Here is a 24,738-nt window from a genome sequence, read left to right as displayed (position 1 = left end):
GTCCGACCGCTCGCGGTGCGCATCGGATGCCGACGTCCGGCCCGTCTACCGCCGGATTGCCGCCCGCAACCGCCTCACGTCCTGCTCCGACACCGGCGCGGCGCGATTTCCCCACGCGCCGCGCACATAGCTGACCACCGCGGCGATCTCGCCGCTCGTCAGCGCGCCGCGCATCGCCGGCATCCGCTGCACCGGCCCGTGCGTGCCGGGCGCCGGCCGAGCCCCTTCGACGACGATCCGGATCGCGCTGGTCGGATCGGCCGCGAGCGCGGCCGAATTGCCGGCGAGCGGCGGCCCGCGATCGGGCACGCCCGCGCCTTCCGCGCCGTGGCAGCGCGCACAGAATCCCGCATATACGCCGGCCCCCGGCGCCTGCTGGCGGCCCTCCGGGCGCGGCCCCGCCGCGGTCAGCCGCGGGACGCCGACGCCGAGCGGATTCGTCGCGGCAGTCGGTTGCGCGGGCAACGATTTGAGGTACACGGCGATCGCGCGACGATCCGCATCCGTCAGCAGCGCGGTGCTTTCGCCGACGACGGGCGCCATCGCGCCGAACACCGCGCCGCGCACCGCGTGGCCGCTGCGCAGGAATGCGGCGAGATCGTCGGCCGTCCAGCGGCCGAGGCCGTCCGCGTCCGCGCCGGTGAGGTTCGGTGCGAACCAGTGATCGTTGATGCCGCCGGTGAGAAACGCGGGGCTGCTTTCGTCGTAGCCGCGCTCGTTGTAGGCCGGGCCGCGCGGCGTGTGGCATGCGCCGCAGTGGCCGAGCCCCTGCACGAGATACGCGCCGCGATTCCATTCCGCCGATCGCGACGACTGCGGCACGAACCGGTCGCGGTTCGCGAACGCCACGCTCCACAGCCCGAGCGCCCAGCGCTGGTTGAACGGAAACGGCAGCCGCGTGATTTTTACCGCGTTCGCCGACGGCGCGACACCTCGCATGAAATATGCATACAACGCGCGCACGTCGTCGTCGGACAGGCGCGCGAACGACGGGTAGGGCATCGCAGGATACAGCCGGCTGCCGTCCGCGCGCACGCCGCGCCGCAACGCATCGTCGAACTGGCGCAGCGTGTCGTTGCCGATCCCGTGCACGGGATCCGGCGTGATGTTCGGAGCATAGATCGGCCCGAACGGCGAATTGACCGGCTGGCCGCCGGCGTACGGCGCGTGGTCGGCGGCATCGTGGCAGGCGGCGCAGTCGCCGGCGAGCGCGAGATAGCGGCCGCGCGCGATCGTCGCGGCATCGGCGCTCGCGGCCGCGGCGGCAATCACCGGGCGACGGGCGGCGGAAGCTGCCGATGCGGATGATGCGGACGATGCGGGTGAGGTGGACGACGCCGATGCCGGGGGCGAAGCCGATGAAGCGTCCGACGGCGTAGCCGAAGCCTGGGTGGCCGCCGTGTCTCGCCGCTGCGCCAGCTGCGGATCGCGGTTCACCCGGTCCGACATCGACGCGCCGGCATCGGCTGCCGACGCGCGTATCCGCACGAAACGCCAGCCCGACGCGGGCTCGGGCGCCTCCGCCGGCGACGCGGCTTCGGCCGGATCGCCGGCGGGCGCCGCGTGGTCGTCCTGCTGCATGTCGCATGCGCACAGGGCGGCGCACACGGCGAGCGCGACGCCCGCGCGGCGGCGCCGAACGACGCGCGCGGTACACGAAACACACGAAGCGAACGAGATCAACGCCATGGACTGCACGGCCCCACGAAAGCGGTGACGATTCCGGTGAACACGAGACCGATCACGAACCCGAGCGCGGCGAGCATCCCGCAGCGCGCGAGGAACCGCGTGCTGTCGTCGCGCGTCGCGGCCTGCACGTTCGCGTCGTGCCGGCGTTGCCACGTGCGCACGAGCCAGGCTGCGAACGCCGTTGCCAGCGCGAACGCGCATGCGGCGATCAGCGCGAGCCACACGCCGACGTGCGCCCAACGCGGCACGGCCTGCGCGACGCCGAGCGGATAGCATGCGGTCGACGCGAGCGTCTCGGACGCCAGCATCTGCGCGAACCACAGCGCGGGCGCGCCGACCAGGCCGGCCGCGATCGCGAGCAGGGGTGTCCATGAGCGTCGCGCGCCGTTCATCCCGCGCTCCTGAGCCAGTACGGCGATACGTACAACGCGGTGAAGATGAACAGCCAGACGATGTCGACGAAGTGCCAGTAGAGCCCGCCGACCGTCAGCGCGACGCGCCGTTCGCGGCCGAAGAAACCGGCGGCGGTCCACCCGGCGAGCAGCGCGAGGATGACGAGACCGGCCACCACGTGCGCGAGGTGAAAGCCGGTGATCGTGAAGTACAGGCTGCCGTACAGGTGCGCGGTCGGTCCGTACGGATGGTCGCGCCACTCGTGCAGTTGAACCAGCGCGAACGCGACGCCGAGCAGCAGCGCGACGGCGAGCGCGGCCGCCGCGCGCAAGCGCCGGTCGGCCCGCACCGCGCGCTCGGCGAGCCACACGAACACGCTGCTCGACAGCAGCACGACGGTGTTGCCGGCCGCGAGCGCGATCTTCGGCATCCCGTCGGGCGGCCAGGGCGCGTCCGATTGCGACTGCAGGTAGAAATAGCAGAACAGCAGGTAGCCGAACAGGCCGGCCTCGGTCACGATCAGCGTGATGACGCCCCACCAGCCGCCCGCGCGTTCGCCGCAACTGCCGACCGGCAGCGGTTCGACGCACGCGACCGGCGCACCGGACGGCGCGGTCGCCGAGCGCGGTTCGGCCGGATGCAGGCCGGCCGCTGCAGGCGCCTGGGTGGCGTCGCGGGCCGGAAGGTGCGCACGCTGCCCGAGCGTGCGGCGCGGCCACAGCCACACGGCGGTCCCGATCGCGCAACCGGCGACGGCCGCGCACACGAGCGTCGGCGAGCGCGCCAGCATCGCAGCGAACACGGCGGTCGCGAGCAGCGCGAGCACGAACGGCACGCAGCTGTCCTCGGGCATCTTCAGGATCGCGCTCGGTTTTGCCGCGAGCGGCGTGACCGCGAGCGCCTCGCGCCCGTCGGCGAGCCGGTAGCCGACGCGCATGCTGGTGCGAATCGGATCCTCGCGCGTTTCCCACAGCGGGTGCCGCGACGCGACGAGCGGCAGCACCGCGAAGTTGTAGACGGGCGTCGGCGACGCGACCGACCATTCGAGCCCGGCGGCGCCCCACGGATTCTCAGCGGCGCGCGCGCCGCGCCGCGCACTGACGAACGCGTTGACGACGAACATCACGATTCCGATGCCGAACACGAACGAGCCGATCGTCGTCAGCAGGTTCGACGTGTCCCAGCCCATCCCGGACGGGTAGGTGTAGATGCGGCGCGGCATCCCGAGCAACCCGGAGACGTGCATCGGGAAGAAGCCGAGGTTGAAGCCGACCAGTACGATCCAGAACGTCAGCTTGCCGAGGCGTTCGTTCATCATCCGCCCGGTGAATTTCGGGAACCAGTACGTGACACCGCCGAGCACGGGGAAGACGTTGATGCCGAGCAGCACGTAGTGCAGGTGCGCGACGACGAAATACGTGTCGGTCAGTTGCCAATCGAGCGGCACCGCGGCCGTCATTACGCCGGATACGCCGCCGATCACGAACATCAGCACGAAGCCCGCGAAATACAGGAACGGCGTGCGGAACACCGGACGGCCCGTCCAGATCGTCGCGAGCCACGCGAACACCGCGACCGCGCTCGGGATCGAGATCAGCATGCTCGCCGCGCCGAAAAACGCGAGCGCGAGCGGCGCGATGCCGGTCGCGAACATGTGGTGGACCCACACCTCGAAGCCGATCAGCATCGTCGCGACCGTCGATACCGCGACGGCTTCGTACGCGACGAGCGGCCGCCGGCAGAAAGTCGGCAGCGCGTCCGACACGATCCCCATCGCGGGCAGCACGACCACGTAGACCCACGGGTGCGCGAACATCCAGAACAGGTGCTGCCACAACAGGGGCCGCCCACCGTTCGCGACGTCGAAGAAGTGCGTGCCGGCATTGCGGTCGAGCCAGAGCAGCAGGAACGCGAGGCTGACGGACGGCACCGCGACGAGGTTCGCCACCGACGCGGTGAGCGTGCCCCACACGATGATCGGCAGCCGGTCGATCGACATCCCGTGCGCACGCATCCGCAGCAGCGTGACGACGAAGTTCGCGGCGCCGCCGGTCGTCGAGATGCCGAGCAGAATCATGCCGAGCGCATAGATGTCGATGTTCGCACCGGCGCTGTAATCGAGCGACGTGAGCGGCACGTAGTTGAACCAGCCGCCGTCCGGCACGGCGCCGAGCGGAAAGCTCGCATACAGGAACAGGCCGGCGAACAGGAACGCCCAGTACGAGAACGCGTTCAGCCTCGGGAACGCCATGTCGCGCGAGCCGAGCATCAGCGGCCACAGGTAGTTCGCGAAGCCGGACAGCACCGGCAGCGCGTACAGGAAGATCATCGTGACGCCGTGCATCGTGAACAGCGAGTCGTACTGCGCGGGCGTGAGCACCGTCGCATTCGGCCGCGCGAGCTGGATGCGCATCGCGAGCGCTTCGACGCCGCCGAGCAGCAGGAATGCGAAGGCGGTGACGATGTAGCGCAGCCCGATGCGCTTGTGGTCGACCGTGCCGAGCCAGCCGCGCCAGCCGGGTTCCGATTCCCACAGCGCGGCCAGTTCGCGCTCGTGCGTGGAGCCCGGCGGCGCTTCGCCGAGGTCGGGCACGCGGCTGAGCGGAGCGGGCGTGTCGCGGGCAACGGCCATCGTCATTCTCCGTTCAGTGCAGCGTTGCGAGATAGGCGGCGAGATCGTCGGCGTCGCGCGGCGCGAGCGCGAACGACGGCATCAGCGTCTGCGGCTTGATCTGCTGCGCATGCGCGATCCAGCGCCGCAGGTTGTCGGGCGTATTGTCGAGCGTGCCGGCCGCGAGCAGCCGACGCGACCCGAGATGCGACAGGTCGGGGCCCGCGTCGCCGGCCGCGTCGGTGCCGCGCACCGTGTGGCAACCCGCGCAGCGCGCGTCGAACACGTGCCGACCGCGCCGCTCGGCGCCGACGGCGGGCGCCGGCGCCGGCTGCCGCTGCGCGGCGAGCCACGCGCGAAACGCGTCGGGCGGCTCGGCCACGACCTCGAACGCCATGTGCGCGTGCTGCGCGCCGCAATACTGCGAGCACTGTCCGCGGTACACGCCCGGCCGGTCGGCCTGCAGCCACTGATGATTCGTCTGGCCGGGAATCGTCTGCGTCTTGCCGGCCAGTTGCGGGACCCAGAACGCATGGATCACGTCCGCGCTTTTCAGTTCGAGCGCGACGGGTTCGCCGACCGGGATGTGGAGTTCGTTCGCGGTGACGAACGCAGTGCCGCCCGCGTCGTCCGGATAGCGGACGGCCCACCACCAGTCGTGTGCGGTCACGACGATCGTGCGCGCGGGTGGATGCGGCGGCGACGCCACCGCGCCCAGCACGCGCAGCATGTACACGAGCGCGCCGAACAGCAGCACGATCGAGATCGCGGAGCCGACCGTGACGATCGCCAGCCCGCTGTCGTGGCCGCCGCCCGCATGCGTGCGGCGGCGAAACATCGCAATCAGCAGCAGCACCGCGATCGCGATGCACACGAACGTGCACAGCGCGAGCAGCGCCCAGCCAAGCACGAACACCGGCCGGGCAGCCGGGCCCGCCGCATGCGCGACGTAAGCGAGCGGTAGTGGCCCGGCCGGTGCGTCGGGCTCGCTGGCGGCGCGCGCGGCGGCCATGGGAGCGGCAAGGCACGCGGTCGCGGCGAGGCGAACGATACGGCGCGCTTTCTCGGGTGGCGGGACGGGCAACAGGGCTCCTTTTCGGATTCGGCGGCGTGACGACAGTCGTTCGACAACCGTTCGCGGCGGAGCAATTTCCGTGCGTGCGCCGTGTCGGCATCGCGGCCCGGGCGTTGTCCGTGCAACGGGCTGCGCGTTACAGCCGGCTTGTAAATTTGGCGACCGTTCACGGCGTGCTCGGAGCACGGTGCGCGGCACATTGCTTGCTACCCCGATCGTGTTCTGGCAGGCCGCTCGGGGTAGGTCCCGGCTGCGTGCCGCCCACCGCGAGAAAAACCGGAGGAATCGACCGTGAAGACCGTCGCGATCACCGGTGCGAGCGCCGGCGTAGGCCGCGCGACCGCCCATGCGTTTGCGCGGCGCGGCGCGAACGTCGCGCTGCTCGCGGCGGGTTTCGTCGCCGCGCGCAAGCTGAACCGGTGAGCGCGATGAGGATCGAGGATTACGCACTGATCGGCGATGGCCGCAGCGCCGCGCTCGTCGCGCTCGACGGCAGCATCGACTGGCTGTGCTGGCCGGACTTCGACTCGCCGCCATGCTTTGCCGCACTCGTCGGCACGTCCGACAACGGCCGTTTCCGTATCGCACCGCGCGAGCCGGATGCGCGCGCGACGCGCCGCTACCTGCCCGGCACGGCGGTGCTCGAAACGACGTTCGAGACGTCGTCGGGCTGTGTCGTCATGATCGACTGGATGAGCTGGGATGCCCCCGACCCGTGCGTCATCCGCAGCGTGCGCGGCGAGCGCGGCACGGTCGAGCTCGACGTCGATCTCGGCGTGCGCTTCGACTACGGCCACGCGTTGCCGTGGTGCCGCCGTCTCGGCCGGCGCTGGCGAATGATGACGGGCGGCGACGCGATGTGGCTCGATACCGACGTGCACCTCGACGTGCGGGACGACCGGCTCGTCGGCGCGCCGCGAATCGCCGCGGGCGAGCGCGCGGATTTCTGCATCAGCTACGCGCGTTCGTACGACCGGCCGCCGTCGTTGCCGGATCCGTACGCGTCGTTGCGCGACACGCAGGCGTTCTGGCGTGTATGGTCGAAGTGCAATGCGGCGCAAGGCCCGTATCGCGATGCGATCGAGCGCGCCCTGATCACGGTGAAGCTGCTGTCGAGCTTGCGCACCGGCGGCATCGTCGCGGCGCCGACGAGCTCGCTGCCCGAACGCTTCGGCGGCGTGCGCAACTGGGATTACCGGTTCTGCTGGCTGCGCGACGCGAGCTTCACGCTGCGCGCGCTGGTGCGCTGCGGCTACCGCGAGGAGGCCGCGCGCTGGCGAGACTGGCTGGTGCGCGCGATCGCCGATCACCCGGCGCAATTGCAGGTGCTGTACGCGGCCGACGGCGGCCGGCGCGCGGACGAATGGTCGGCAGCGCACCTGGCCGGTTACGAAGGCGCGCGGCCGGTGCGCTTCGGCAACGCGGCGGCCGAGCAACTGCAGCTGGACGTCTACGGCGAGGTGCTGGCCGCGCTGTACCAGGCGCGCCGGCACGGGCTGCCGCCCGACGACGATGCGTGGACCCTCGAGCGGCGGCTGCTCGACCATCTCGCGACGATCTGGCGCGAGCCGGACGAGGGGATCTGGGAGGTGCGCAACGGCCGGCACCCGTTTACGTCGTCGAAGGTGATGGTGTGGGCGGCCGTCGAAAGTGCGTATCGTTCCGCGCGCGCGTTCGGCCATCACGCGCCACTCGATGAGTGGCGGCGCTGGGCCGACACCGTACACGCGGATGTGCTCGCCCGTGGCTATCACCCGAAACTCGGCCGCTTCGTCGACCGCTACGACGGCGACGGGCTCGACGTGAGCCTGCTGCTGATTCCGCTGACGGGGATGCTCGATGCGTCGGATCCGCGCGTCGCGGCGACGGTCGCCGCGATCGAGCGCGAACTGGTCGAGGACGGCCTGCCGTTCCGTTACCGGCCGCCGCGTTTCAAGGATGGTTGCGAAGGCAACGAGGGTGCGTTCGTCGCGGCCGGCTTCTGGCTCGCGCAGGTTTACCAGATGCAGGGCCGCGACGCCGACGCGCACGCGCTGTTCGAGCGGCTGCTGGGCCTGCGCAACGACGTCGGGCTGCTGTCGGAAGAGTACGACGTGAAGGCGCGGCGCATGTGCGGGAATTTTCCGTTTACACTTGCGCAGGTCGGGCTGGTCAACGCGGCGCTCGCGCTGGAGGGCGACTGGCGCGACGACGTCGATACAGGCTGACGTGCCGCACCGCACCGCACGCGACGGGCGAAGCGACACGATGCGTGCACGCATGCTCCGCACCGTCTCGCCGCTCATGTGCTACGACTCGTGTCTGCCTCCCTTGCCGCCGTGCTCGCCGTTGCCCGGCAGCACGGCCGACAATACCTGCCGCGCGGTCTCGACGATCACGTTCGCTTCGCGCGGGTCGCCTTTCACCAACGTTTCGGCAAAATGCTTCGCCTGCTGCAGCGTCACGTGCGGCGGCAGCGGCGGCACTTCCGGATCGCTCTTGACCTCGAGCACGACCGGACGGTCCGACGCGAGCGCCTCGTCCCATGCGGCGCCGAGCTGTTCCGGATCGTCGACGTAGATGCCCTTCAGCCCGAGCAGCGTCGCGAAGCGGTAGTACGGCACGTTCGGAATCTGCTGCGACGCGTCGAGCTTCGGATCGCCTTCCATCACGCGCTGTTCCCACGTCACCTGGTTCAGATCCTCGTTGTTGAGCACCATGCAGATCCAGCGCGGGTCGGGCCATTGCCGCCAGTACTTCGCGACCGTGATCAGCTCGGCCATGTTGTTCATCTGCATCGCGCCGTCGCCGACCATCGCGATCACCGGGCGCACCGGGTACGCGAACTTCGCGGCGATCGCGTACGGCACGGCCGCGCCCATCGACGCAAGCCCGCCCGACAGCGAACCCATCATCCCGCGTCGCATCGTCAGGTCGCGCGCATACCAGTTCGCGCAGGAGCCCGAATCGCTCGTCAGGATCACGTCGCCGGGCAACCGTGGCGACAGCTCGGTGAACGCGCGCTGCGGATTCACGCCGCGCCCGGCGCTCGCCTTTGCGGCCGCGCGCGCGGCCAGCGTCTCGTGCCAGTCCGCGTTCCATTTCGCGATCTGATCGCGCCAGCTCGTGTCGTGCCGTTCCTTCAACAGCGGCAGCAGCGCGCGCAACGTCTCGGCGCTGTCGCCGACGAGATTGACCTCCATCGGGTAGCGCAGGCTCAGCATGTCGGCCTTCAGGTCGATCTGCACGCCGCGCGCCTGGCCTTCCTTCGGCAGGAATTCCGAGTACGGGAAGCCCGAGCCGACGACGAGCAGCGTGTCGCATTCGGTCATCAGTTCGTCGCTCGGCTTCGTGCCGAGCAGCCCGATGGAGCCCGTGACCCACGACAGGTCGTCCGGCAGCGCGGCCTTGCCGAGCAGTGCTTTCGCGGCGCCCGCGCCGAGCCGGTCGGCCACCGCGATCACCTCGTCGGTCGCGCGCAGCGCGCCCGCGCCGACCAGCATCGCGACCTTCTTGCCGGCATTGAGCACGTCGGCCGCGCGCTGCAGGTCGTCGGCGTAGGGCACCACCTTCGGCGGCGTGTAGCCGACCCCCGAGTGCACGGTGCCGTGCGCGCGCTTCGGCGGCGCGCAGTCGAGCTCCTGCAGGTCGTTCGGCAGCACCAGCGCGGTCACCGTGCGCGCGCCGAGCGCGATGCGCACCGCGCGGTCGACCAGATGGCGCACCTGGCCCGGCACGACGGCAAGCTGGACGAATGCGCCCGCAACGTCCTTGAACAGCGCCGGCAGGTCGACTTCCTGCTGATAGTGGCCGCCGAGCGCCGCGCGCGCCTGCTGACCGACGATCGCGAGCACCGGCATGTGGTCGAGCCGCGCGTCGTACAGGCCGGTCACGAGGTGCGAGGCGCCGGGGCCCGAGGTCGCGACGCATACGCCGAGCTCGCCTGTAAATTTTGCATGTGCCGACGCCATGAAGGCCGCCATCTCCTCATGGCGCGCCTGAATGAATTCGATCTTGCCCTGCGCCCGGCCGAGCGCGCCGAAGAAGCCGTTGATGCCGTCGCCCGGGTAGCCGTACACGCGGCGCACGCCCCAGTCGTACAGCCGTTCGACGATGAAATCCGCCACTGTCGCCATGCCGTTTCTCCTTGGTTCGGGAAGAGCCGATGAGCCGCGCAGGCGATCGTCGTGCGCGGCGCTGGCGGGCGTCGCGCAATGCATGTGCCGCGCGGCCGCATCGGGCACGGGCGGTGAACACAGGCGCTGCGGGCAAAGGCAGGCAATCCGGCGCGTAACGAAGGCGCTTTTCGCGGTACCGACGATCGACGACGTGCGAGACCTGGACGCGCGATCTCTAGATCGCAACTAACGGTCAGCCGCGCTCCCGCCCGCGACACGATGCGCCCGCGACGCGACGGTGCCGTGTTGCCCGACGCTCATGCATCAACTGCGCTTGCAGGGGACGGCCGGATCCCGTACCGCGTCGTTCCGGACACGTCAACGACGCTCGCACCGGCTTTCACGCCCGGCGTCCCCGTTGCCGACGGCGCTCGCCGAACGCGGAATTTTCAAGCGCTTGTCATTTCGATCGCACGGTTGCAGAGGGGCACGCGCTCCGGATGCCGCGCGGGCGGGCGCGCACCGCCGCGGCGGCAGCGTCGCGGTAAGGAACGGCACATGCTGCCCGTGTCGACGAAGCCCGGCGGTTCCGGGTATCGACTACGGTGCTCCCATGACTTCCAGAACTCGCTCGATCAATCCGTTGTTGAATCTCGCGGTGGCCGTCGCGTGCGGCGCGGCGGCGATGTACTTCTTCGATCCGGCATCGGGCCGGCGGCGGCGCGCGTACGTGCGGGACAAGGCCGCCGCGGGCCGGCACGGTGTGGTCGACTACGCGAATACGCAGGCGAAGCGCGCGGCCGACCATGCGCGCGGCGCGATCGCGGGACTGCGCGCCGACTGGCTCGCGGGCGACGCGAACGACGCCCAGGTCACCGAACGCGTGCGTGCCGCGCTGGGTCATCTGGCCGGGCATCCGCGCGACGTCGACGTGTCCGTCGAGCACGGGCACGTGCGCCTGAGCGGGCAGGTTGAAGAAGCGGAACGGCACGCCGTCGTCGACGGTGTGGCCGCGCTGCGCGGCGTGCAGACCGTCGAGGATGCGATGGGCGCGCGTAGCGAATACAAGGCGCCGCCCGGCGGCCCGATGCACTGACGTCGGCATCGGCCGCGCGCCGATGGGTGCCGCAAACGCGGTAAACGAGGCACGACGCGAATTCGGCGCGCACGTGGCTGCCGCAACGTCGGCCACGCCGCGCCCCATCCGGAGAACAGCTGATGACCGATCGCCCGATTTCCGCCACGACGCCTCCCGCACTGGAGCCCGATGCGCACCACGCGCTCGAAAGCCTGCTGGGCAGCCTCCACCGACATGGCTTCTTGCGTTTCGCGAACGAAGTCGTCAGCGCGAATGCGCAGATGGCCGAGACCTTCGTCGATGCGTTCGACAAGCCCGGCATGCAGAGCGGCGTGCATAATCTCGCCGCGCTGCTGATGGCGCTGTCGCGGATTCCGCCGGAGCAGTTCGGCAGAGCCGTGTTCGCGGCCGCCGACGCGCTGCATCACGTCGGCGCGTGGAAACCGGACGAGCACGTCGCGCCCGGCGTGCGCGGTGCGTACCGGCTGCTGCACGACGAAGCGCTGTGGGATGCGCTGACGCCGTTGCTCGAAGCGTTGAAGGTGTTTGCGCAAGGGCTCGCGCGCGAGCCGCGCAATCCGGCGAGCCCGTCGGTCAGCGAGCGGCCGACGGGCGCGTGACCGCGGCGAGCGCAGGCACGCCGCATTGCCCGCACAGCGCGGAGAGCTGTTGCACGATGAGCTGCGTCGGCGTGCTCGCCGGCCACCGCGCGACCGCGTCGAAGCCGACCCAGCGGCACAGCGCGATCTCGTGCCCGGGGCACGCGTGCCGGCCGGGCGGCATGCGCGCGACGAAGACGTGATGACGCTTCACGCTGCCGTCCACGAAGAAGCAATACGCAAGCTCGAGATCGGCGAGTCCCGTTTCCTCCTGTAATTCGCGACGCGCGGCGTCGAGCGCCGATTCGCCGCGCCGAATCACGCCGCCCGGCAGCGTCCAGCGCGACGAGGGACGGCGCGCGACCAGCAATACGCGATCGTTGCGATGGCACACGATCGTCGCGCGCTCCTTCGCAAGCGGCGCGAGCGGCACCGCGCGCACCGGGAAGGCGGTCGGATCGGGGAGTGTCATGTCCAGCGGGCGACGGGTAAGGGCACGGTCCATGATCCCATCGGGCAAGGGGCGTGCCCGCGCCGCGTCGCCGCATCCTGGCGGATGCGACGCGGGCGACCCGATGCGCACGCCGCGAACATGCGGGTGCTGCTCAGCGTTTGACCGGCGCGGCGTTACCCGGCGCCGCCGCCGCCGTGCTGTCGCGCGGTGCACCTGCGCCGAGCTCGGCTCCCGTCACGGGATCGCAGCGCGGGTCGGACGCGAGTCGCCGCGTCATCGCTTCGAGCGCCTGCGACTGCTGCGGCTCCACTGCACCCTTCGCGGCGCCGTCGCCGCCGTCGACCGCCGGCTCGCCGCGCCGAAACGCGAGCGAGTCGCCGCGATTCCACGGGCCCGGCACCGGCTCGCCATCCTGCATCCGGAAGTACACGCGGTCGTACGGGGGCTTCGGCGGCAGCTTGCCCGGCGGGAAATTGCCGGTGATCGCGTACAGCGCCTTCTCGAACGACACCTGGTGCGAGACCTCGCGCGTCATCAGAAAACCCAGTGCGTCGCGGATGCCCGGATCGTCGGTCACGTTGATGAGCCGCTCGTAGATGATCTTCGCGCGCGCTTCGGCCGCGATGTTCGAGCGCAGGTCGGCCGTCGGTTCGCCGATCGTGTCGATGTATGCGGCCGACCAGGGCACGCCGCCCGAATTGGTCAGCGGCGCGCCTGCGCCGTACAGCACCTGCGTGACGTGGCTGTCGTTACCCGCGCCGTGCAGCTTGCGGTAGAGCTCGGCCTGTTCGTCGACGGCTTCGGCGAGCTCGCCCTTCGCGCCCCGGTTCAGCATCGCGGCCATCGAGCCGATGACTTCGAGATGGCTCAGTTCCTCGGTCGCGATGTCGAGCAGCATGTCCTTGCGGCCGGGATCCTCTTCGGTGATCGCCTGCGTGAAATAGCGCATCGCGGCGGCGAGTTCGCCCTGCGGACCGCCGAACTGTTCCAGCAGCAGGTTGGCGAGCCCCGGATTCGGCGCACCGACGCGCACCGTGTACTGAAGCCGTGTGTTGTGAATGAACATGAAACCTCCGTGTCGGGAAATGAACGGCAACTGCGACGGGGGCCGAGCACGGGGCGCGCCCGTGGCGGTGCGGCGAAGCGAGACCGACGTGCCGCGCGGAGCGAGGCCCGATGCTCGCGGGCGCGTGGCGACATCGCTGCCGCGCATCGGTCGTGTCGGGCGTCGTGTCGGGCGCGACGCATGCGCCCGCGGTTTTTCAACGCGTTGTCATTTCTGCCGCGGCGGCTCGGCATGGACGATGCCCGGCTGGCGCGTGCGGGGTGCCGGCGCGTCGGGCAACTGCGCCGGCCGGCGCTCATCGGGCGCTTGAGGCTTGCCTTCGGCAGGATCGCGCGCGCTGCGTGGTGGCGGCGTGTCCGTGCCGTGTCGCTTGCCCTCCGGGCCGGGCGTGCTGTCGCCGCGGTCCTGTCCGTGCGAATCAGTGTCGAGCGAAGATGATCGCTTCATCGGGGCGCCTGTCGTGGCGATCGGATCGCGATTGCCGCGCATCGCTCGTGCCGGCGGCATCCGGCAGGCGGCGCGCGTGCCGGGTGCGCCGCTTGCTTGCCCGGACGCTTGAGGCCGGCGCGTGCAATACCGCACGCGGCCGCCGCCCGGAGCGATATTTCATGCCCGATGCGACCCTGTTCCCGTTGCCCGTCGATGAGCGATTGCGCGTGTCGTTCCGGCGCACGTTCGCGCCGGAACGACACGGCAGTCGGACGGGGCTGGCGCGGTTGCCGACGCAATGCTCGCCCTCGGCCGCGACGTGGGCCACGGAGGGCGCGTCGACCGCGTTTGCACCTCCGACCGTCTACCGCGCGGGCGACGGCAATGCGGACGTCGGCAACGGCGGCAGCGCCGGGCAGCATCGCCATGACGAGCGAGACACCGATGCCCCGGGCGGCGGCGGAGGCGACGGCCATCCGCACGACGATCGCGGCGGCCGCACCGGCGGCGATGGCGACGGCGACAACGGCGAAGGCGCGCGCAAGCGGCCCGGCAGGAAACCGCTGATCATCCTCGGCGCGGTGCTGTTCGTGCTGGTGATCGCGGGGATCGTGTGGTGGCTCGCGACGCGCGACCAGGAAAGCACCGACGACGCGTACACCGACGGCAACGCGGTGGCCATTGCACCGCATGTGTCCGGCTACGTGACACGGCTCGCGGTCGACGACAACACGTTCGTGCATCGCGGCGACGTGCTCGTCGAGATCGATCCGCGCGACTACCGCGCGCAAGTCGATGCGGCGCGCGCGCAGCTCGGACTGGCACAGGCCCAGCTCGACGCGGCGCGCGTGCAGCTCGACATCGCGCATGTGCAGTTTCCGGCGCAGTACCGGCAGGCCCGCGCGCAGATCGAATCGGCGGAAGCCGCGTACCGTCAGGCGCTCGCCGCGCAGGAACGGCAGCGCGCGGTCGATGCGCGTGCGACGTCGCAGCAGGCGATCGACGCGGCCGACGCCCAGCGTGCGAGCGCCGATGCGAACGTCGCGATGGCCCAGGCGCAGGCACGTACCGCGAGCCTCGTGCCGCAGCAGATCCGGCAGGCCGAAACGGCCGTCGAGGAGCGCCGCCAGCAGGTGCTCCAGGCGCGTGCGCAACTCGATACGGCCGATCTGAATCTGTCGTACTGCGAACTGCGTGCGTCGTCCGACGGGTGGGTCACACGCAGGAACGTGCAACTGGGCTCATACCTGCAGGCGGGTGCGTCGATCTTCTCGATCGTCACGCCGCGTGTCTGGATCATCGCGAACTTCAAGGAGTCGCAACTGGAGCGGATGCGTATCGGCGATCGCGTCGACGTGTCGGTCGACGCGTATCCCGATCTCGATCTGCACGGCCACGTCGACAGCATCCAGCTCGGCAGTGGCGCGCATTTCTCCGCATTCCCGGCCGAGAATGCGACCGGCAACTTCGTGAAGATCGTGCAGCGCGTGCCCGTGAAGATCGTGCTCGACGGTCCGCTGCCGCGCAATCCGCCGCTCGGTCTCGGCTTGTCGGCCGAACCGACCGTGCACCTGAAATGACCGGCCGCCGCGCGATGGCCCGCCATCACCGGAGCGATCCGATGCACGACATCCATACGCCCGCCTCGTCACGCGGGGCCCGCCGATGAACCGGCCGCCCGACCGGCCGGCATCGTCCGGCGGTGGCGCCTGGCGGCCGGCCGCGAACCCGTGGGTCGTCGCGATCGTCGTCACGCTCGCCGCGTTCATGGAAGTGCTCGACACGACGATCGTGAACGTCGCGCTGCCGCATATCGCGGGCACGATGTCCGCGAGCTACGACGAGGCGACCTGGACGCTCACGTCATATCTTGTCGCGAACGGCATCGTGCTGCCGATTTCGGGCTTCTTCGGGCGCCTGCTCGGCCGCAAGCGCTACTTCGTGCTGTGCATCGCCGCGTTCACGGTGTGCTCGTTCCTGTGCGGCGTCGCGACCAATCTCGGCGAACTGATCGTGTTCCGCGTGCTGCAGGGGCTGTTCGGCGGCGGGCTGCAGCCGAACCAGCAATCGATCATCCTCGACACGTTTCCTCCCGAACAGCGCAACCGCGCGTTCTCGATCTCGGCGATCGCGATTGTCGTTGCGCCGGTGCTCGGGCCGACGCTCGGCGGCTGGATCACCGATCATTTCTCGTGGCGTTGGGTGTTCCTGCTCAACGTGCCGATCGGCGCGCTGACCGTGCTCGCGGTGATGCAGCTCGTCGAGGATCCGCCGTGGCGGCGTGGCGCCGAGCGCGGGATTTCCGTCGATTACATCGGCATCGGGCTGATCGCAATCGGACTCGGCTGCCTGCAGGTCATGCTCGATCGCGGCGAGGACGACGACTGGTTCGGCTCGAACTTCATCCGCATCTTCGCGGCGCTGTCCGCGCTCGGGTTGATCGGCGCGACGATGTGGCTGATGCGCGCGAGGAAACCCGTGGTCGACCTGTCGTGCCTGCGCGACCGCAACTTCGCACTCGGCTGCGTGACGATCGCGACGTTCGCGGCCGTGCTGTACGGCAGCGCGGTGATCGTGCCGCAACTCGCGCAGCAGCACCTCGGCTACACGGCGACGCTCGCGGGCCTCGTGCTGTCGCCCGGCGCGCTGCTGATCACGATGGAAATCCCGATCGTGAGCCGCCTGATGCCGCACGTGCAGACGCGCTATCTGGTCGGCTTCGGTTTCGTGCTGCTGTCGGGCGCGCTGATCTATTCACGGATGCTGGTGCCGGACATCGACTACAGGCACCTGGTGATGATCCGCTGCGCGCAGTCGCTGGCGATCGGCTTCCTGTTCGTGCCGATCACGACGCTCGCGTATCTGACCGTGCCGCAGCGGCTCAACGACGACGCGTCCGCCCTGTTCACGATGTTCCGCAACGTCGCGGGGTCCATCGGCATTTCGGTGTCGACCGCGCTGATCCGGGAGCGCACGCAGGCGCGCTTGGCGCACCTGTCCACGCATATGTCGCCGCTGTCGCAGAACTTTCAGGAGTCGCTGCAAGAGCATGCCCGCACGATCGGCGCGCTGTCGGGCGCGCCGCCGCCGGTCGCGCTCCAGACCGCCACCGGCCGGCTGTACGAGACGTTCATCTCGCAGGCGACGATCCTCGCGTATATCGACGTGTTCGCGATCCTCGCGGTGTTCTGCGCGTTCAGCATTCCGTTGACGTTCCTGTTCTCGCCGGTGAAGGCCGCACGCGGCGCGGGAGGGCATTGAGGATGACGAATCATCGACAGCGCGGTCGCCGCCGACATTCGCCGCGAGCGCGTGGTATCGCGGCGGTGCTCGCGGCCTGCGCGGCACTCGCGGGCTGCACCGTCGGGCCGGACTTCAAGCCGCCACATGCGGAGGTGCCGGCGAACTGGCACGACCTGAAGGCGCCGGCATCGGCCGTTTCGGGCGCATCGGCTGATTCGACGCCCGGCGCACCCGCGCCGTCGTCGCCGCTGACCAGCACCGATCCCGACCCACGTTGGTGGCGTGCGTTCGGCGACCCGCTGCTCGACCGGCTGGTCGAGCGCGCCGCGCATGACAACCTCGGCGTGCAGGCCGCCGTGCTGCGCATCGCGCAGGCGCGGGCGCAGGTGCGCGCGGCGGCTGCGCAGGGCTTGCCCAACGTGCGCGCGAGCGCGAGCTACCAGCGCGAGCAGTTGGGCCTGAAAGGCATCATCGAGGAACAGGGCATCGACCAGCGCGTCGACCGCCTCGGTGCGCCGGGTTCGCCGCTCGACCGGTACGGCCCGGGCACCGGCGCGAGCGTGCAGCAGGGCGCACGGGGCGCGATCGATGCCCTCGAGGCGCCGGTCAACCTGTGGCAGGCCGGATTCGACGCATCGTGGGAACTCGACCTGTTCGGGCGCGTGCGCCGCTCGGTCGAATCGGCCGGCGCGCAGACAAGCGCCGCTGTCGCGAGCCGCGACGACGCGTTGCTGTCGCTCGAGGCCGAAGTCGCGCAGACCTATCTGCAACTGCGCGGCGCCGAAGCGCAGCGCGCGCTGGCCGACGACCTCCGACGCGCGCAGCGCGACCTGCTCGACCTTACGCGCGAGCAGGCCGCGCACGGCCTTGCGAGCGACCTGGACGTACGCAGCGCCGACGCGCGGCTCGCACAGATCCGCGCGCAACTGCCGCAGTTCGACCAGCAGATCGCGCTGCTGCGCAATGGTCTCGCGTATCTGGTCGGAGGGCCGCCGGGTGTGCTCGACGACTGGCTCGACGTGCCGCGCGCATTGCCGGGCGTGCCGCCCGCCGTGCCGGTCGGACTGCCGTCGACGCTCGCGCGCCGGCGGCCCGACATCCGCCGCGCGGAGGCCGACCTGCATGCGGCGACTGCGGACGTCGGCGTCGCCGTCGCGCAGTTCTATCCGGACATCTCCCTGACGGGGCAGGTCGGCCTGCGTGCGTCGCATGTTCGCGAACTCGCGCACTGGTCCCATCTGTTTTATGCGTTCGGGCCGGCCGTGTCGCTGCCGATTTTTGCGGGCGGGCAACTGGTGTCGAATCTGCGGCTGTCGCAGGCGCGGCAAGCCGAAGCGGCGCTTGCGTACCGGCAGGCGGTGCTCGTCGCACTGCGCGACGTCGACAACGCGCTGGCCGTGTATCGCACCGACCAGACGCGCGCAGCCGCGCTCGACGATGCGGAGAAGGCCGAACGGAGCGCGCTGGAACTCGCGCGCGATCGTTACCGGAAGGGGTTGTCGCCGTTTCTCGACGTGCTCGACGCCGAGCGGCAATGGTCGGAGGGGCGGCAGCAGGCGGTGCAGGGTGCGTTGCAGACTACGACCGATCTGGTCGCGCTCTACAAGGCGCTGGGCGGCGGATGGCAGACGGCCGGCCCGGCGCCGGAAGCGGCTGCGCTCGGGGCGACATCGCGGCCGGCGCAGACGGTCCACGCACCTTGATCGCGATGAAGCGGCCGCTGCACGACATCGCGCTTACCGGCACGCACGCGAAAACAGCAGCGAATCGGCGTCGTTGAAGCGAATCCGCACAGGATCGGCATACCCGGCCTTCTGCGCGACGCGGATCGACGCGACGTTGGTCGGCGCGATCAGGCACACGCTGCGCTCGAACCGGTGCTGCGCATCGAGCCAGCCGAGCGCATGCGACAACGCCTCGGTCGCATAGCCCTTGCCGTGCGCCCAGCTCGCGAGCGCCCAGCCGGCTTCCGGCACGCCGCGAATCGACGGCTCGACCGCGCGATGGAAGTCGGCGAAACCGAGATCGCCGACGTAGCGGCCCGACGTCTTCTCGCGAATCGCCCAGTAGCCGTAGCCGAGCAGCGGCCACAGCCCGCGATACGCGAGCAGCCGCATCCACGAATCGCGCGGCGCCGACGGCTTGCCGTTGAAGATGTGCGCGACGACGGTCGGCTCGGTCCACATCGCGGCGAGCGCGTCGAAGTCGCCGAGCGGGTGGCCTTCGAGAATCAGGCGGGGGGTGTCGAGAACCGGCGGGGACGTGACGGGCGGCAGGGCGCTGAGTGTCATCGGGCGTTCCATGAGGAAAGGAAGGCAGCGCGGTGCGTCGCGCTTGGGCCCCGTACGATACCGCGGAAACCGCGGCGCGGCCGCAAATCCCCGTGTGTGGCGGGGAATGCGATCGCATCGTCCGGCTTGCCGTCGTCCGACGATTGCGGCACGGGCTGGCGGCCGCGTGGCGGCATCGCGCCCGTGCCGGGCGGTTTCTACTTGCGGCTTTTCAGGAAGCTGCGCCCGTGCGCGGTGATCGACGCACCGGATCGGCCGTTCGCGGCATGGCTGACGAAGCCCGCGCCGACGAGTTCCTGTTCGACCGACCAGCCAAGCGCTGGCGCATCGCGGCCGTAGCGCACATCGGCGAGGCGCTCGAGCGCCCAGATCGCGGAGGCCGACAGGTTGGGGGTGTTGGACGTGACGTTGTCGTTCATCGCTTCCTCGGAGAGTGGTGATTCAGGGTGAACGGCACGAGGCCGTGGGATCGGGCGACGCAGCGTCAGCCTGCCTGCAGCAACGGCAGCAGCGCCTGGAGCGCGGCGTCCTCGTCGGGGCCGGTGGCGAGCACCTGCGCGGACGTGCCGCCATGCATCTGTAGCGCCGCGATGGCCGTCGCGTCCTTCGCGCTGCCGCTGAGCCCGTTGGCGAGCAGCAGGATGTCGCTTTCGAAGCGGTGTGCCGCCGCGACGATCGCATCACGCGCCGCGATCGCACGGTTGCGGTTCCAGGCGGGGCCGATTTCAACGTAGACGACGGTTGCCACGATGCGGATCAGCCTTGGGGAAAGTTGCCGGAACGCCGTGCAACGGCCGGCCGGCGGCACGGCGGGACCGCGCTGAGCGCGGTTTCCCGACGGGGCGCAGGGTGTTGTACACCAGGCATCGGTGCATCATTCATCTCGAACATGTCGACATCCTCAGCGAAACCGCCATCAAGTCCGGCGAACGATCGAAAGTTGACGATTATAATACGGCAACGTGTTTATGTGTATTGCATTATAATGTCGTGTGCGCGACGTGCTGCCCGGTCGATTTGTCGACGGGGCCGTACGGTGCGCGGTCCGGCCACGCGCTTGCGTGTCCGGTATTTTTTTATCGATTGACCTGAAATCCCACCGAATGGAAGCTGCAATGAACGCCGCCCCCGCCTGCCCGCAATGCGCGATGGAAAACACCTACCCGGATGGCACGCTGACCGTGTGCGCGGACTGCGGCCACGAATGGTCGGCCGGCGCCGGCGCCGAAGCGGGCGACGAACCGGCGGGCGACGTCGTCAAGGACGCGAACGGCAACGTGCTGTCGGACGGCGATTCGGTCGTGCTGATCAAGGACTTGCGCGTGAAGGGTTCGTCGATCACGCTGAAGATGGGCACCAAGGTGAAGAGCATCCGTCTCGTCGGCGGCGATCACGAAGTCGATTGCAAGACCGACATGGGCGGCTTCATGCTGAAGGCCTGCTACCTGAAGAAGGTATGACCGCACGCGGTACGAGCGACTTTCCGATCAACCGGGCCTGTCGAGCATGAGCGAGGATCGAATTTCCTATGACGCGTTCCTGCAGTTCCTGGCGGCGCCGTTGAACGACGGCCGTCCGTTCGTGCTCGAGACCAAGCACGCGGTGTCGCTGCACTTCGACCACTTCGGCACGCAGAGCTTCATGTCGCTGAAGGATCCGGTGAGGCTCGAACTCGGCTATACGCGCGTGATGATGGGTTTCCTGCTGCTGCAGCCGGCGCCCGCGCGTATCTGCATGATCGGGCTCGGCGGTGGATCGCTGGCGAAGTACTGCTATCGGCACTTGCCCGACACGGCGATCGACGCGGTCGAGATCAATCCGGACGTGATCGCGCTGCGCGACGTGTTCAGGATTCCAGAAGACGACGCGCGCTTCGCGGTGATCTGCGCGGACGGCGCCGACTACGTCGAACGGCCGGACGTCCAGGCGGACGTGATCCTGCACGACGCATTCGTCGCCGACGGCATGCCGGGCCGCTGCACGGGCACCGCGTTTCTCGATGCGTGCCGTGCGCGGCTGAGCGAAACGGGCGTGCTCGCGATCAACTTCATGGACGACGATCCGGCGTTGCCGCGGCATCTCGAGCAGCTGCGCGCGGTGTTCGACGATTCGTGTGCGCTGGTGCCGTGCGGCGACGACAACAACTTCATCGCGTTCGCGTGGAAGAACGGCAACCCGCTGCCGTCGCTGCGCATCCTGCTCGAGCGCGCGCTGGGATTCGGCTCGGCGGGCGCGCTCAAGCTGTCGTCCACCGCTCGGCGCATGAAGGCGGGGGAGCGCATCGATCCCGCGCGGCTCGTGTGGCGCGCGCGCGAACATTCACGATGGGAAATCTGCGCCTGACGGCGCCGCAGGTTTGACCGCGCCTACTTCATCCCTTACTTCACTCGCTTGCCGAGCGCGCTCTTGGTCTTGTACGTGACGCCGTGTTTGTCGAGATACTCGCGGATCAACTGACGCACGACTTGCGACGGTGTGAGGTCCTGCTCGGCGCAGAGCATTTCGAATGCTTCTTTCTTGGCGGGATCGATCAGGACGGTCAGGCGGGCGGTTTTCGTTTCCATCGGGATGGCAGGGGTGGTCGATATGTTAATCAAATTATAATCCATCCGCTTTCGGCGCCATGTCCGGATGTGTCATGCCGGGTCGTGCACCGGTTCAACGCCGGTGTACGAGCCACGTGAACAGGTCGTTGAACTCGGTTACGATGCCGGTCGCCGGTGCGAGGTGGCCGCGCGGGCCGCACGCCCGGAAGCCTCGAATTGCTCGAATCATATGGCAAAGATGATAACAAGATTATCATGCGCTGTTGGTCGTATTGGGCTTTAAGTACAATATCGACCGGGGCTGCCTGCTCCGGCCCGGCTTGCCCGAGCGGCTCCGTCGTCCGCGCGGGCGATGTCCGGCTGCCTCCGTTTCCACGCGGCGTGCGTGCACCGTCACTGCGGCGCTGCCCGGTCGTCACTTCGCCTTTACTGCACAGCCCACTTCGCTATTCGCCTCATGACCCCGATCAAGTTCGTTCTCCGCTACACGGCGATTCCTTTCGCAGCCATCGTGGCCGTCGTGATGTGGGCGGTCGTGCCGTCGTCGAAAGAGGTCGACGCACGCCAATATGCGGCGCTGTCGCGCGGATACGCGAGCTTTCCGCTACCGTTTCGACATGAAATCGCGGAAGCGATGGAGCAGGGCCGTATCAGCGACCGGCGTTACCAAACGCTCGTACGCGATTCGCTGGGTAATGGCGTGGCGCTGGACTGGCCGGCGTCGGGTGTTGCCGACGTCGCTGCCGAGCGGCAAAGACTGGCAGCACTGCTGAAGGCCGATTCCGGCCTGGAGGAACATCAACAATGAAGATTGCGCTGGTTTCGGTGGCTTTCGTGATGATTATCGGAAGCCTGGTTTTCGCGCTGTATTTCATGAATCACGACCGGGGCGGCAGCAAGCGGATGGCGTGGTCGCTCGCGGCGCGCGTCGGGCTGTCGATCACGCTGTTCCTGTCGCTGCTGATCGCATACCGGCTCGGGTGGATCGAGCCGACCGGGCTGCCGATCGGGCGGTGATGCGCGGCATTCACCCTCGCCGCCGCAGCGCACGAGCTATCGCCGACTGAAGGATTGCCACTGGCTCCGTTTCAGTCTCCGCGCGATCGGCAAGCCGTCAAAATGCCGCGCAGCAGATCGATCGGCGGCGGCGGACATCCAGGAATCGTCACGTCGACGGGCAGCACCGACGAAACGGGGCCGCACACCGCATAGCTGTCGGCAAAGATGCCGCCCGTGCACGCGCACTCGCCGGCTGCGACGACCAGCTTCGGCGCCGGCGTCGCCTCGTACGCGGCAAGCACGGCTGCCTTCATGTTCAGCGTGACGGGGCCGGTCACGAGCAGCAGGTCCGCATGGCGCGGGCTGGCGACGAATTTGATCCCGAGCCCTTCGATGTTGTAGTACGGGTTGTTCAGCGCATGGATCTCCAGTTCGCAGCCGTTGCACGAACCCGCGTCGATCTGCCGGATGCACAACGCGCGGCCGAGGAGGTCGAGAATGTCCTGACGAATCTGCTGCGCCTCGTGTCGCCAGGCGGCTTCGGCGGTCGGCACGGGCTCGTCGGGAAATTCAGTGCGCGCGAATTGACGGATGAGTTGCCACATCAGAGATCGTGCCCCGCGTAGTTCAGGTTGAACGATTTATTGATCAACGGGAAATCGGGAACGATGTTGCCGATGATCGCGTGCTCGAGCGCCGGCCAGTTCTGCCAGGACGGATCGTGGCAATGGCAGCGCGCGATGGCATCGCCCGGCGCCGTTTCGAGCGCGACGAACACGTCGCCGCGCCAACCCTCCACCCAGCCGATTCCCCTGGATGGCGCCGCCGCGGGCGTGACGGTGGTGGCGATCGGCCCGTCCGGGAGAATCGCCAGCAGTTCGCCCATCAGGCGCAACGATTCGTCGATTTCGGCAAACCGCACGGCGACCCGCGCGGCCACGTCGCCGCGCGGGTCGCTTGCCGCCTTGACGGCCAGGTTGCCGTAAGGGGCCGGCCGCAGGTTCGCGCGCACGTCGAATGTCTCGCCGCTGGCGCGGGCGGCCATGCCGCGCACGCCGAAATGCGCGACGACGTCGGCATTCAATCGGCCGGTGCCGAGAAACCGGTCCTGTAGCCCGGACTGGTCCTCGTAGATCTTCCGCATCACGTGTACTTCGCGTGCGATGCGTTCGCATTGTTCGGTGAGCGCCGCCGCGTCCTCGGGATAAATGTCGACGGCCAGCCCGCCCGGCACGATTCGATCCATCAGGTATCGATGCCCGAAGATCCCGTCGTTGGTCCGCACCCAGTTCTCCTTGAGTCGCGAGAACTGCGCGAGACCGAACGCGAATCCGGCGTCGTTGCCGAGCGCGCCGAGGTCGCCGAGGTGATTGGCGATGCGCTCGCGTTCGAGCAGGAGGGCGCGCAGAACCAGCGCACGCGCCGGCACGGCTGTGCCGCACGCCTGCTCGAGTGCCATGCAGTAGGCCCACGAGAACGCAACGGTCGAATCGCCGGCGACCCGGCCCGCAACGCGATGGCCGTTCGACGCGGCCGTCCGTTCGAACAACCGTTCGACGCCGCGATGCACATAGCCAAGCCGCTCCTCGAGCCGCAGCACTTTCTCGCCGACGACCGAAAACCGGAAATGGCCCGGCTCGATGATGCCGGCGTGAATCGGCCCGACCGCGATTTCGTGCACGCCGTCGCCGGCAACCTGCACGAACGGATAATCCGCTTCGTTCGATTCGAACCGCTCGATTCCGGTCGCCCGCTTCTGCAGCGGAAAGTAGTCGCCGGGCCAGTTGCCGTGATTGAGCCACGGGCGCGTGTCGCGCGCATCGCGCTCGCGCAGCCCGGTCAGGTCGAAAATCGCGCGCTGCATGCGCGTTGCGGCGGGAAACACGCCCGCCAGATCGGGATAGTCGCCGTCGGCTCGCGGTTCCGGCCCGGTCGCGAGACGCGCCCACATGACGCCATCGTCGCATTCGTAAGCCGCGTTGACCGAAAATACACGCTCGGGCGTTTCGCCGCCCCACATCGCGACGAGGCGGCTTCGCTCCGTCCGCGCGGCATGCGCGATGTCGAGCCATCGCGCTTCGTCGACGTCAACCACGGTAGCCGGAACCTGGCCTGCTTCGTGCCCGAGGCGAGTCGAGCCGTCCGCCTGAATCAAGTCGAGTCGCATC

24 protein-coding genes and 1 pseudogene are annotated in these 24,738 nt (G+C 69.2%); 11 read left to right on the top strand and 14 right to left on the bottom strand.

What is annotated here, in order from left to right:
- Positions 1–45: 45 nt before the first annotated feature.
- From ACV22V_RS10355 to coxB, 4 genes are read right to left on the bottom strand one after another with little or no spacing between them, the layout of a single operon-like run.
- Positions 46–1,689 carry a c-type cytochrome gene (locus tag ACV22V_RS10355; RefSeq protein WP_448013739.1) on the bottom strand — a complete coding sequence of 548 codons (1,644 nt, stop codon included), beginning with the start codon at positions 1,687–1,689 and terminating at the stop codon, positions 46–48.
- A complete protein-coding gene (locus ACV22V_RS10350) occupies positions 1,680–2,081 on the bottom strand; it encodes a hypothetical protein (protein ID WP_059692974.1) in 402 nt (133 codons plus the stop codon). The genes ACV22V_RS10355 and ACV22V_RS10350 overlap by 10 nt, the downstream gene beginning before the upstream one ends.
- A complete protein-coding gene (gene ctaD, locus ACV22V_RS10345) occupies positions 2,078–4,714 on the bottom strand; it encodes a cytochrome c oxidase subunit I (RefSeq protein ID WP_448013738.1) in 2,637 nt (878 codons plus the stop codon). Before ctaD ends, ACV22V_RS10350 begins: the two co-directional genes overlap by 4 nt.
- A gap of 13 nt (positions 4,715–4,727) precedes the next feature.
- A complete protein-coding gene (gene coxB, locus ACV22V_RS10340) occupies positions 4,728–5,813 on the bottom strand; it encodes a cytochrome c oxidase subunit II (RefSeq protein ID WP_448013910.1) in 1,086 nt (361 codons plus the stop codon).
- A gap of 246 nt (positions 5,814–6,059) precedes the next feature.
- Here coxB and ACV22V_RS10335 point away from each other — a divergent pair.
- Positions 6,060–6,155, top strand: a pseudogene (locus ACV22V_RS10335) (SDR family NAD(P)-dependent oxidoreductase); the annotation flags it as partial.
- 41 nt (positions 6,156–6,196) lie between these two features.
- Positions 6,197–7,975: a glycoside hydrolase family 15 protein gene (locus tag ACV22V_RS10330; RefSeq protein WP_448013737.1), complete on the top strand. Its 1,779-nt coding sequence runs from the start codon at positions 6,197–6,199 to the stop codon at positions 7,973–7,975.
- Between the two features lie 81 nt (positions 7,976–8,056).
- Here the strand turns inward: ACV22V_RS10330 and ACV22V_RS10325 are convergent, their stop codons facing one another.
- Positions 8,057–9,883: a thiamine pyrophosphate-requiring protein gene (locus tag ACV22V_RS10325; protein ID WP_448013736.1), complete on the bottom strand. Its 1,827-nt coding sequence runs from the start codon at positions 9,881–9,883 to the stop codon at positions 8,057–8,059.
- A 595-nt stretch (positions 9,884–10,478) separates the two neighbouring features.
- Between ACV22V_RS10325 and ACV22V_RS10320 the strand changes: the two genes are divergently transcribed.
- Positions 10,479–10,961: a BON domain-containing protein gene (locus ACV22V_RS10320; protein ID WP_448013735.1), complete on the top strand. Its 483-nt coding sequence runs from the start codon at positions 10,479–10,481 to the stop codon at positions 10,959–10,961.
- A 122-nt stretch (positions 10,962–11,083) separates the two neighbouring features.
- Positions 11,084–11,563 (top strand): DUF1641 domain-containing protein, encoded by a 480-nt coding sequence (locus tag ACV22V_RS10315; protein ID WP_448013734.1) that lies wholly within the window; start codon positions 11,084–11,086, stop codon positions 11,561–11,563.
- Here the strand turns inward: ACV22V_RS10315 and ACV22V_RS10310 are convergent.
- From ACV22V_RS10310 to ACV22V_RS10300, 3 genes are all read right to left on the bottom strand, one after another.
- Positions 11,538–12,014, bottom strand: coding sequence for an NUDIX hydrolase (locus tag ACV22V_RS10310; protein ID WP_448013908.1), 477 nt, complete (start codon positions 12,012–12,014; stop codon positions 11,538–11,540). The two genes, ACV22V_RS10315 and ACV22V_RS10310, sit on opposite strands and share 26 nt — an antisense overlap.
- 133 nt (positions 12,015–12,147) lie before the next feature.
- On the bottom strand, positions 12,148–13,062 hold the full coding sequence (locus ACV22V_RS10305) for a manganese catalase family protein (RefSeq protein WP_448013733.1): 915 nt from the start codon (positions 13,060–13,062) through the stop codon (positions 12,148–12,150).
- 207 nt (positions 13,063–13,269) lie between these two features.
- A complete protein-coding gene (locus ACV22V_RS10300; protein ID WP_448013732.1) occupies positions 13,270–13,551 on the bottom strand; it encodes a hypothetical protein in 282 nt (93 codons plus the stop codon).
- Between the two features lie 119 nt (positions 13,552–13,670).
- Between ACV22V_RS10300 and ACV22V_RS10295 the strand changes: the two genes are divergently transcribed.
- From ACV22V_RS10295 to ACV22V_RS10285, 3 genes are all read left to right on the top strand, one after another.
- Positions 13,671–15,071: an HlyD family secretion protein gene (locus ACV22V_RS10295; RefSeq protein WP_448013731.1), complete on the top strand. Its 1,401-nt coding sequence runs from the start codon at positions 13,671–13,673 to the stop codon at positions 15,069–15,071.
- 85 nt (positions 15,072–15,156) lie between these two features.
- A complete protein-coding gene (locus tag ACV22V_RS10290; RefSeq protein WP_448013730.1) occupies positions 15,157–16,752 on the top strand; it encodes a DHA2 family efflux MFS transporter permease subunit in 1,596 nt (531 codons plus the stop codon).
- Between the two features lie 2 nt (positions 16,753–16,754).
- Positions 16,755–18,437 (top strand): efflux transporter outer membrane subunit, encoded by a 1,683-nt coding sequence (locus ACV22V_RS10285; protein WP_448013729.1) that lies wholly within the window; start codon positions 16,755–16,757, stop codon positions 18,435–18,437.
- Positions 18,438–18,470: 33 nt separating this feature from the next.
- Here the strand turns inward: ACV22V_RS10285 and ACV22V_RS10280 are convergent, their stop codons facing one another.
- From ACV22V_RS10280 to ACV22V_RS10270, 3 genes are all read right to left on the bottom strand, one after another.
- Positions 18,471–19,025: a GNAT family N-acetyltransferase gene (locus ACV22V_RS10280; RefSeq protein WP_257127628.1), complete on the bottom strand. Its 555-nt coding sequence runs from the start codon at positions 19,023–19,025 to the stop codon at positions 18,471–18,473.
- 197 nt (positions 19,026–19,222) lie between these two features.
- Positions 19,223–19,444 carry a hypothetical protein gene (locus ACV22V_RS10275; RefSeq protein ID WP_059536799.1) on the bottom strand — a complete coding sequence of 74 codons (222 nt, stop codon included), beginning with the start codon at positions 19,442–19,444 and terminating at the stop codon, positions 19,223–19,225.
- A 65-nt stretch (positions 19,445–19,509) separates the two neighbouring features.
- Positions 19,510–19,773, bottom strand: a complete 264-nt coding sequence (locus ACV22V_RS10270; RefSeq protein ID WP_059536796.1) for an HPr family phosphocarrier protein — start codon at positions 19,771–19,773, stop codon at positions 19,510–19,512.
- 367 nt (positions 19,774–20,140) lie between these two features.
- On the opposite strand from ACV22V_RS10270, the gene ACV22V_RS10265 reads away from it, so the two are divergent.
- Complete coding sequence (locus ACV22V_RS10265; RefSeq protein WP_031401187.1) at positions 20,141–20,485, top strand: zinc ribbon domain-containing protein YjdM; 345 nt, start codon at positions 20,141–20,143, stop codon at positions 20,483–20,485.
- Positions 20,486–20,531: 46 nt separating this feature from the next.
- Entirely contained in the window at positions 20,532–21,368 is an 837-nt protein-coding gene (locus ACV22V_RS10260) for a hypothetical protein (RefSeq protein ID WP_059693000.1), read from the top strand.
- A 35-nt stretch (positions 21,369–21,403) separates the two neighbouring features.
- Here the strand turns inward: ACV22V_RS10260 and ACV22V_RS10255 are convergent, their stop codons facing one another.
- Positions 21,404–21,589, bottom strand: a complete 186-nt coding sequence (locus ACV22V_RS10255; RefSeq protein ID WP_059452402.1) for a ribbon-helix-helix protein, CopG family — start codon at positions 21,587–21,589, stop codon at positions 21,404–21,406.
- Between the two features lie 439 nt (positions 21,590–22,028).
- Between ACV22V_RS10255 and ACV22V_RS10250 the strand changes: the two genes are divergently transcribed.
- Positions 22,029–22,379: a hypothetical protein gene (locus ACV22V_RS10250; protein WP_059536789.1), complete on the top strand. Its 351-nt coding sequence runs from the start codon at positions 22,029–22,031 to the stop codon at positions 22,377–22,379.
- On the top strand, positions 22,376–22,588 hold the full coding sequence (locus tag ACV22V_RS10245; RefSeq protein ID WP_059511443.1) for a DUF2909 domain-containing protein: 213 nt from the start codon (positions 22,376–22,378) through the stop codon (positions 22,586–22,588). The genes ACV22V_RS10250 and ACV22V_RS10245 overlap by 4 nt, the downstream gene beginning before the upstream one ends.
- 71 nt (positions 22,589–22,659) lie before the next feature.
- On the opposite strand, the gene ACV22V_RS10240 is transcribed toward ACV22V_RS10245, so the two are convergent.
- Positions 22,660–23,175, bottom strand: coding sequence for an NADH-quinone oxidoreductase subunit B family protein (locus ACV22V_RS10240; protein ID WP_059816890.1), 516 nt, complete (start codon positions 23,173–23,175; stop codon positions 22,660–22,662).
- Positions 23,175–24,737 (bottom strand): hydrogenase large subunit, encoded by a 1,563-nt coding sequence (locus ACV22V_RS10235; RefSeq protein ID WP_448013728.1) that lies wholly within the window; start codon positions 24,735–24,737, stop codon positions 23,175–23,177. The genes ACV22V_RS10240 and ACV22V_RS10235 overlap by 1 nt, the downstream gene beginning before the upstream one ends.
- Position 24,738: the final 1 nt, after the last annotated feature.

The organism is Burkholderia sp. AW33-5, assembly GCF_053427615.1.
Note: the sequence above shows the minus strand (reverse complement) of the source record. Positions and strands in the feature narration are given on the sequence as shown.

Coding starts and splice junctions, on each gene's coding strand:
- ACV22V_RS10355 (WP_448013739.1), bottom strand. CDS start 1,689: ATGGCGTTGATCTCGTTCGCTTCGTGTGTTTCGTGTACCGCGCGCGTC.
- ACV22V_RS10350 (WP_059692974.1), bottom strand. CDS start 2,081: ATGAACGGCGCGCGACGCTCATGGACACCCCTGCTCGCGATCGCGGCC.
- ctaD (WP_448013738.1), bottom strand. CDS start 4,714: ATGGCCGTTGCCCGCGACACGCCCGCTCCGCTCAGCCGCGTGCCCGAC.
- ACV22V_RS10330 (WP_448013737.1), top strand. CDS start 6,197: ATGAGGATCGAGGATTACGCACTGATCGGCGATGGCCGCAGCGCCGCG.
- ACV22V_RS10325 (WP_448013736.1), bottom strand. CDS start 9,883: ATGGCGACAGTGGCGGATTTCATCGTCGAACGGCTGTACGACTGGGGC.
- ACV22V_RS10320 (WP_448013735.1), top strand. CDS start 10,479: ATGACTTCCAGAACTCGCTCGATCAATCCGTTGTTGAATCTCGCGGTG.
- ACV22V_RS10315 (WP_448013734.1), top strand. CDS start 11,084: ATGACCGATCGCCCGATTTCCGCCACGACGCCTCCCGCACTGGAGCCC.
- ACV22V_RS10310 (WP_448013908.1), bottom strand. CDS start 12,014: ATGACACTCCCCGATCCGACCGCCTTCCCGGTGCGCGCGGTGCCGCTC.
- ACV22V_RS10305 (WP_448013733.1), bottom strand. CDS start 13,062: ATGTTCATTCACAACACACGGCTTCAGTACACGGTGCGCGTCGGTGCG.
- ACV22V_RS10300 (WP_448013732.1), bottom strand. CDS start 13,551: ATGCGCGGCAATCGCGATCCGATCGCCACGACAGGCGCCCCGATGAAG.
- ACV22V_RS10295 (WP_448013731.1), top strand. CDS start 13,671: ATGCCCGATGCGACCCTGTTCCCGTTGCCCGTCGATGAGCGATTGCGC.
- ACV22V_RS10290 (WP_448013730.1), top strand. CDS start 15,157: ATGAACCGGCCGCCCGACCGGCCGGCATCGTCCGGCGGTGGCGCCTGG.
- ACV22V_RS10285 (WP_448013729.1), top strand. CDS start 16,755: ATGACGAATCATCGACAGCGCGGTCGCCGCCGACATTCGCCGCGAGCG.
- ACV22V_RS10280 (WP_257127628.1), bottom strand. CDS start 19,025: ATGACACTCAGCGCCCTGCCGCCCGTCACGTCCCCGCCGGTTCTCGAC.
- ACV22V_RS10275 (WP_059536799.1), bottom strand. CDS start 19,444: ATGAACGACAACGTCACGTCCAACACCCCCAACCTGTCGGCCTCCGCG.
- ACV22V_RS10265 (WP_031401187.1), top strand. CDS start 20,141: ATGAACGCCGCCCCCGCCTGCCCGCAATGCGCGATGGAAAACACCTAC.
- ACV22V_RS10260 (WP_059693000.1), top strand. CDS start 20,532: ATGAGCGAGGATCGAATTTCCTATGACGCGTTCCTGCAGTTCCTGGCG.
- ACV22V_RS10255 (WP_059452402.1), bottom strand. CDS start 21,589: ATGGAAACGAAAACCGCCCGCCTGACCGTCCTGATCGATCCCGCCAAG.
- ACV22V_RS10250 (WP_059536789.1), top strand. CDS start 22,029: ATGACCCCGATCAAGTTCGTTCTCCGCTACACGGCGATTCCTTTCGCA.
- ACV22V_RS10245 (WP_059511443.1), top strand. CDS start 22,376: ATGAAGATTGCGCTGGTTTCGGTGGCTTTCGTGATGATTATCGGAAGC.
- ACV22V_RS10240 (WP_059816890.1), bottom strand. CDS start 23,175: ATGTGGCAACTCATCCGTCAATTCGCGCGCACTGAATTTCCCGACGAG.
- ACV22V_RS10235 (WP_448013728.1), bottom strand. CDS start 24,737: ATGCGACTCGACTTGATTCAGGCGGACGGCTCGACTCGCCTCGGGCAC.